The sequence below is a fragment of the Rhodococcus sp. O3 genome, assembly GCF_048897285.1.
Lineage (GTDB): Bacteria > Actinomycetota > Actinomycetes > Mycobacteriales > Mycobacteriaceae > Rhodococcus.
Window position 1 is genome coordinate 1 of sequence record NZ_JBMBTE010000194.1, and the last position, 6,077, is coordinate 6,077.

A 6,077-nucleotide genomic window follows, 5' to 3' on the forward strand; every position below is an offset into this window, starting at 1 on the left:
CTCGGACTCCTCGAGTCCCGCGTGCCCGGTGTATTCGCGGACCACGACGTGCGCGTTGGTGCCGCCGAACCCGAAACCGGAGACACCCGCGACGGCGGCGCCGGTGTAGCGCGGCCAGTCGGCGCCCTCCGGGATCACCTTCAGGCGGGCCTGCTCGAACGGAATGTACGGGTTGGGCGCGGTGTAGTTCAGGGACGCGGGCAGGTGGTTCTCCTGCATCGCGAGGACGACCTTGATCAGGCCCGCGGCACCGGCCGCGGCCTCGAGGTGCCCGAAGTTGGTCTTGGCCGAACCCAGCAGGACCGGCTTGTCGGCGTCCCGGCCGCGGCCGACGACCTTGCCGAGCGCCTCGGCCTCGATCGGGTCGCCGAGCACCGTGCCGGTGCCGTGCGCCTCGATGTAGTCGACCCCGGACGGCAGGATCTGCGCGTCGCGGTAGGCGCGGCGCAGCACGTCGACCTGCGCCTCCGGGTTGGGGGCGACCAGCCCGTTGGAACGTCCGTCCTGGTTGACGGCCGATCCGGCGATGACGGCGAGGATGTTGTCCCCGTCGCGTTCGGCGTCCTCGAGCCGCTTGAGGACGACGAGCCCGCCGCCCTCGGACCGCACGATGCCGTTGGCGTCGGCGGAGAAGGCCTTGATCTTGCCGTCCTCGGTGAGCATGCCGGTCTCGTCGAAGCCGAGGGTGCCCGCGGGCGCGAGCAGCATGTTCACGCCGCCGGCGAGGGCCACGTCGGCTTCGCCGCCGCGCAGGGCACGCACGGCCTGGTGCACCGCGACGAGCGACGACGAGCACGCGGTGTCGACGGTGACCGACGGGCCGCGGAAGTCGAAGAAGTACGACACCCGGTTCGCGACGATCGCGGTGGACGTGCCGGTGATCGCGTACGGGTCGGCCGCGGACGGGTCGGCGACCGCGAGCAGCTGGTAGTCGTTGGCCGAGCTGCCGATGAACACGCCGACGGAGCCGCCCTTGAGCTCGTTCGCCGGGATGTGGGCGTGCTCGAGCGCTTCCCACGCCAGTTCGAGCGCGAGCCGCTGCTGCGGGTCGACCATCTCGACCTCGCGCGGCGACATCGCGAAGAACTCGGCGTCGAAGCCCTTGACGTCGTCGAGGTAACCGCCGCGCGTGTTGGCGTTCGCGATGGCCTCGGCGACGACCGGGTCGCCCTCGAATTCGGACCAGCGGCCTTCGGGCAGTTCGGTGATGCCGCTGCGGCCTTCGGCGAGCAGCTCCCACATCTGCGCGGGGGTGTCCACGTGCCCGGGCAGCCGGGCGGACATGCCGACGATCGCGATGTCCTTGGCGCCGGTGACGCCGCCGACCGCGTAGAACGCGTCGTCGGCGGCGGCGGGCACCTCGGGTTCGCCCTCGATGATGCGGGTGGCCAGCGACGCGATGGTCGGGTGCTGGTACGCGATCGTCGCGGTGAGCGTGACGCCGAGCAGGTCTTCGATCTCGCCGCTGAGGGCCACGGCGTCTCTCGACGAGAGGCCGAACTCCTCCATCGGACGATCGTCGGAGATCTGTGACGCCGGTTGCCCGGTCGCGTCGGCGATCCAGTTCCGCAGCCACTCGCGCAGCTGCGCGACGGTCATTTCAGTGTCAGCCATCAACCCACCACGCTACCCGGGAAAGAGAACAATTGTTACACGCTATCGGGGAATGCTTGCTGCTGATACCCCCCGCGCAGCGTTCCCTCGATGTAGGCGGCCTTGCAGGCCCGGCGCGCGATCTTGCCGCTGGACGTGCGCGGGATGGAACCGGCAGGAACCAGCAGGATGTCGCGTGCCGTCACACCGTGGCGGGTCGAGATCGCCGCACGGACCGCGTCGGCGATCGGCTGCGGATCGGCCTTGCCGGCACCCGGGCCGCGCTCGGCGACGATCACGAGCTGTTCGGAAGCGTCGTCGGCGTCGAACTTCAGGCCGGAGGCCTCGTTCTCGAACACGTCGACGGGAAGCTGGTTGGCCGGGACCGCGAAAGCCGCGATGAAGCCGGGGCGCAGCGACGAGCTGGCCTCCTGCGCCGAGAACTCGAGGTCCTGCGGGTAGTGGTTGCGGCCGTCGACGATCACGAGGTCCTTGACGCGACCGGTGATGTACAGCTCGCCGTCGATGTAGACGCCGTAGTCGCCGGTGCGCAGCCAGTTGGCGTCCGGCGCGGTGCCCTCGGCGTGGCTGTTCTCCTCGAGACGGGACGTGATCCGGTTGTGGAAGGTCTCGTCGGTCTCGTCCTTGCGACCCCAGTAGCCGATGCCGATGTTGTCGCCGTGCAGCCAGATCTCGCCGACGTGCTCGTCGGGGACCTCGGCGCCCGTCTCGGCGTCGACGATCGCGGCCCACTGGCTGCGGGCGACGTAGCCACAGGACACCTGGGCGATCGCGCCCGGCGCTTCGCGGTCCACCTTCACGATGCGGCCCGCATTGAGCTCGCTGCGGTCGACGTAGATGACCTTCGCTTCGTCGGTGCTCTTGGTGGAGGACACGAACAGGGTCGCCTCCGCCATGCCGTAGGACGGCTTGATCGCCGTCTTCGGCAGGCCGTACGGGGCGAACGCCTCGTTGAACTTGCGCATCGAGGACGTGGTCACCGGCTCACTGCCGTTGATCAGCCCGATCACGTTGGACAGGTCGAGGGTCTCCCCCGGCTTCGGCAGGCCGCGCGCGGCAGCGTGCTCGAACGCGAAGTTCGGGGCCGCGGCGAACGTGCCGGCACCGTCGGAGACGGCGGCGAGTTCACGGATCCAGCGGCCGGGCCGCGCCACGAACGCGCGCGGGCTCATGATGGTGATGTACTTGCCGCCGATCGCGGGCAGGATCACCGTGAGCAGACCCATGTCGTGGAACAGCGGAAGCCAGGTCACGCCGCGAGAGGTCTCGTTGAGCTCGATCGAGTCGGCCATCTGCACGACGTTGGTGAGCACGGACCGGTGGGTGATCTCCACGCCGGCCGGAACCCGGGTCGAACCCGAGGTGTACTGCAGGTAGGCGATGTCGTCGGTCCCGATCTCCGGTCGCGTCCAGGTGTCGGCGACCGAATCGGGGATGGCGTCGACCGCGATGACCCGGGGGCGCTGCGCGGCCGGCAGGGGACGGAAGAACTGGCGGACGCCCGCAGCGGACGACGTCGTCGTCAGGATCGCGCTGGGCGTGCAGTCGCCGAGCACGGCGTGCAGGCGGTCGGTGTGGCCCGGCTCGTCCGGGTCGAACAGGGGCACCGCGATGGAGCCGGCGTAGATGGCCGCGAAGAACGACACGACGTAGTCCAGGCCCTGAGGCGCCAGGATCGCGACACGATCGCCCGGCTTGGTGACCTGCTGGAGACGGGACGCGATCGCACGCATCCGCACGCCGAACTGACGCCAGGTCAGCTCGTGCACCTCTCCGTCGCGCTCGCGGGAGTAATCGATGTAGCGGTAGGCGAGATCGTCGCCGTTACCGTTCGTGTGCTGCTCGAGGTGATCGAGCAGCGTGTTGCCCTCGGGCAGAACGATATGACCGTTCTCATCGATGAACTCTTCGAAACCGACGCTCAATTCCTTCTCCCTGTCGAAGCGATCCCACAACCACCCGACATGGTTGCGCCCCGTTCATTACTTCGCGATTCGTTGGCCCGCGCTACACGGACCGTCGCACATTCGCTGCCGAGTGGCCTGCGAACGTGCAACCCGTCGGACCGGTTCATCGGTCCGAGATCACGAATATGTTACAGATCCTCACTGGCTCATTCCCCCGCGAGCAGGGGAATCACCGGCGCGAACGCCTCCATCTGGGTCGGGAAGACGCCCACGTAGGACATGCCGGTCTTGGCGCGCACCGCACGGATCCGATCGGCGATCTCCTCGTGCGAACCGATTGCCAGATATGGGGATTCGAGGATGTCGTCGACCGTCAGACGGGTGTCGACCTCGATGTTCGGGGGGAACCCCTGATCGAGCGCACCCAGCGCCATCTCCGCGGCCTGCTGCTTGTCGTCGGTGACGAGGATCATGGTGATAGTCCAGTTCAACTCGATGTCGGCGAAGCGATCACCGGCGGCCTGCCGGATCGTCTCCACCCGCTCGATCGTGCTTGCCATCGTGATGCCGGACAGCAACAACTTGCCGTCCTTGTTGGTCGGGGGCGCCACCGAGATGATGTCGGCGTACCGGGCGGCCAGAGCGAGCATGCGCGGACCACCACCGCCGACCGCGATCGGTGGCCGCGGGCCCTGACGCGGCCGCGGACTGCCCTTGAGGCCGTCGATGCGGTAGTGCTTGCCCTCGAACGTGCATTCCCGGCCGCGCAGCAGCACGTCGAGGATTTGCAGTGTCTCCTCGAGCTTCTCGATCCGCACACCGGGACGGTCGTAGGCGATGCCCGCCTTGTCGAATTCGTCCTTCATCCAGCCGGCCCCGAGCCCGAGTTCGAGGCGGCCACCGGAGAGCACGTCGATGGTTGCGGCGTCCTTGGCGAGGATCGCGGGGTGACGGAATCCGTTCGCGAGCATCGCGGTGCCGATCCGGATGCGGTCGGTCGCCACGGCGAGGGCACCGAGCGCGGCGATGGGTCCGACCTGGTTGCCCAGGTGGTCCGGGATCATGAAGCTGTCGTAGCCGAGCTCCTCGGCCCGCTGCGCGAGCTTGACGAAACGCCTGGCCCCGCCTTCCTCGGCGTTGCCCTCCCCACCCGCGGCGAAGCGGAACTTCCGCGGCTGAAGTGCTGCGGAGCCGTCGGTCGCACTCATCGAACCTTCTCTCCAGTGTGCTGTGTCCGTGCGCCACGGCCCGGACACCCGGACGCAGCCGATTGTCGAGTCTAAGTGCCGACGGTGGAGAGATTGTATCGGGTCGTGACCGCCGACACTACCGCCCGGTAACCAGACCCGCGGATCACTCTTCCGGAGGCGTCGGCGCCGCGTTGATCTTGTCCGCGGCCCAGCTCGCGACCCACTGCGTCGCCGTGGTGCCGGCGTCGTCGACGACGAACGTGTTGTACATCGCGTGCACCGGATTGTTGTAGTACTCGAGCAGCCGCGGCGCGCTCGCGAGCAGATTGCCGGGATTGAGTGCGTCCGGCGGGGCGTCGCAGATGCCGTCGGTGGGCGCGCAGATCTGCACGGTCCGGTCGGCGAGCTCACCGAACCCGCCGGGCCGGGGACCGGTCAGGGTGATACCCGGCAGCCGGAGCCCGGCCAGCGCCAGCTCGGCTCCCACCCCGGCCACCGAGGGGCCGATCGTCGGGGCCGCGTCGGGGTCGCGCCGGCCGTCGGCGATGAGCGCGACACCGAGCACGCGATCCGCGGGTACCGGCCCGTTCCCGGCCCCGATCCTCGCCGCGACGTCACCGGCGATCACCGCACCCTGGGAGAAGCCCGTGAGGATGTACGACGTGAGCGGGCACTCGGCGAAGCGGCGCGTCAGGATGTCCTCCATCGCCGCGGTGCCTGCGGTGCGGCTGTTGTTGTAGGACTGCTGACCGTCCGGCGGAAGCGCGATCGGGTTGGAGAACTGCGCGACGTACGGCACGGTGTAGACGTCCGCGCGCTGCGGATCGAACTGCTGCTGCAACGGCCGGGTCACGTTCAACATCAACGAGAACGGATTGGCGGTCGGGTTGTACGGATCGTCGCCGACCGCGGACTCCCACGTGCCGGGCACCGACACCACCTGGACGTCGGGGCACTCCGCCGGCTGCGACTGCGGCTGCTCCGGCGTCGGCGGGATCGGCGGGACCGGCGTGGGCAGCCGACCGGCGAAGATGTACCACAGCGCCAGCACGACGACCAGGACGAGAAGCGCAACGATCACAACGAGGACGCGTCCGCGCCGCCTCGTCTTCGTCCTGGCCATCATGCTGTGGATCCTCCCCCTAGCTGCAGTAGGTCGACTTGGCGGTCGCGATGTAGACGTCCGCGGTCTCGGCGGCCTGCTCCTCGGTGATCTCGATCCCCGAGGCGACGGCGTCGCTGCCGACCAGGGCCGTGACGATCGTCTTGATCTCGTCCTCGCTGCCGCCCTGGGCGATCGCACCGCAGATGTAGTTGGCGGTGTTGATCGCGCTGCTGCCGTCGCCGGACGGCTCGACGCCCTCGG

Annotated in this window: 4 protein-coding genes and 1 pseudogene; all 5 read right to left on the reverse strand. The window is 68.9% G+C overall.

Going from position 1 to position 6,077, the window contains the following annotated elements:
• On the reverse strand, positions 1 to 1,599 hold a 1,599-nt coding region (locus ACN675_RS27120; RefSeq protein ID WP_420753766.1), incomplete at its 3' end, for a beta-ketoacyl synthase N-terminal-like domain-containing protein.
• Between the two features lie 50 nt (positions 1,600 to 1,649).
• Positions 1,650 to 3,539: a long-chain-fatty-acid--AMP ligase FadD32 gene (gene fadD32, locus ACN675_RS27125; protein WP_420753764.1), complete on the reverse strand. Its 1,890-nt coding sequence runs from the start codon at positions 3,537 to 3,539 to the stop codon at positions 1,650 to 1,652.
• Between the two features lie 188 nt (positions 3,540 to 3,727).
• Positions 3,728 to 4,729 (reverse strand): LLM class F420-dependent oxidoreductase, encoded by a 1,002-nt coding sequence (locus tag ACN675_RS27130; RefSeq protein WP_420753765.1) that lies wholly within the window; start codon positions 4,727 to 4,729, stop codon positions 3,728 to 3,730.
• Positions 4,730 to 4,874: 145 nt separating this feature from the next.
• Complete coding sequence (locus ACN675_RS27135; protein WP_420753767.1) at positions 4,875 to 5,834, reverse strand: cutinase family protein; 960 nt, start codon at positions 5,832 to 5,834, stop codon at positions 4,875 to 4,877.
• A 19-nt stretch (positions 5,835 to 5,853) separates the two neighbouring features.
• A pseudogene (locus tag ACN675_RS27140) lies at positions 5,854 to 6,077 on the reverse strand (DUF732 domain-containing protein); the annotation flags it as partial.